The organism is Capnocytophaga sp. oral taxon 326 str. F0382 (assembly GCF_000318295.1).
GTDB lineage: Bacteria > Bacteroidota > Bacteroidia > Flavobacteriales > Flavobacteriaceae > Capnocytophaga > Capnocytophaga periodontitidis.
On record NZ_KB291407.1, the window covers coordinates 44,841 to 46,301 of the forward strand.

Sequence of the window (1,461 nt, forward strand, 5' to 3'; positions counted from 1 at the left end):
CGGGGCGCACCCAACTCATCGCTGCCAAAAATGCTTATCACGGCAATACACAGGGTTCGATGAGCCTAATGGGCTATGAAGAACGTAAACGCGCTTATCGTCCGCTTATCCCTGATGTCGATTTTATAGAGTTCAACAACGAAGCCGATATCCTCAAAATTACCGAACGCACCGCAGGGGTAGTGCTCGAAAGTATCCAAGGAGGAGCTGGCTTTATCGAACCCCAAAACGACTATCTCATCAAGGTAAAACGCCGTTGTGAAGAAGTAGGCGCGCTCCTTATTATCGATGAAATACAACCAGGTTTCGGGCGCACGGGCAAGCTCTTTGGCTTCCAAAACTATGGCTTTACCCCCGATATTATCGCAATAGGCAAGGGGATGGCAAGCGGTATGCCGGTAGGGGCATTTGTATCGTCGTATGAGCGTATGCAGCTGTTGGCAAACAGTCCTAAAATGGGACATATCACTACTTTTGGAGGTAATCCCGTGATAGCAGCTGCCTCTTTGGCAACCTTCAACCAGCTCCTCACTACCGATCTGATGGCTCAAACCTTAGAAAAAGAAAAACTCTTCCGCAAGTATTTGCAACATCCACTTATCGAAAGTATCAACGGTCGCGGTTTGATGTTAGCTGTGATCGTGAAAACTGCCGAAATCGCCGATTTTGTAGTGAATTACTGTCAGGATAAAGGATTGATAGTCTATTGGCTTTTGTTTGAACACCGTGCCGTACGACTTTCGCCTCCACTTACCCTCACCGATGAAGAAATTAAAGAAGGTTGCGATATCATTATTGAAGCGCTAAACCAATTCAATTAACAATTAAAAATATTACAAACATGAAAAATATATTACTTTACACTCTATTACTAACTGCTACCCTAACCTATGCGCAAGGTCTGCTACCTGAAGAAAAGGTAAAAAAAGAGCCGTCTGCCCAGCCTGTGCAACAAACAAAGAAGTACGCTTGGAAAGATAAATATTATGAAGGATTAGCAATGGTAAGATTGGATAAAAAATATGGTTTTATAGATAAAACAGGTAAAGAAGTGATTCCTATAAAGTATGATTATGCTAGGGGTTTTTCAGAAGGATTAGCTTTAGTAAAATTGAATAATAGATATGGTTTTATAGATAAAACAGGTAAAGAAGTGATTCCTATAAAGTATGATTATACTTGGCTTTTTTCAGAAGGATTATCAAGCGTTCTGCTAAATAACAAATGGGGTTTTATAGATAAAACAGGTAAAGAAGTGATTCCTATAAAGTATGATTATTGTTGGGATTTTTCAGAAGGATTAGCAAACGTTAGGCTAAATAACAAATGGGGTTTTATAGATAAAACAGGTAAAGAAGTGATTCCTATAAAGTATGATTATGCTAGGAGTTTTTCAGAAGGATTAGCAAGCGTGAGTTTGAATGGAGAATATGGTTTTATAGATAAAACAGGTAAAGAAGT

General features: G+C 39.6%; 2 protein-coding genes. Both read left to right on the top strand.

Annotated features, from left to right (window positions below; all coding sequences use genetic code 11):
* Window positions 1–821: aspartate aminotransferase family protein (locus HMPREF9073_RS07140; RefSeq protein ID WP_009750788.1), on the top strand; the 821-nt coding region annotated here is incomplete at its 5' end.
* Window positions 822–841: 20 nt separating this feature from the next.
* A partial coding sequence (locus HMPREF9073_RS15265; protein ID WP_009750789.1) for a WG repeat-containing protein occupies window positions 842–1,461 on the top strand: 620 nt, incomplete at its 3' end.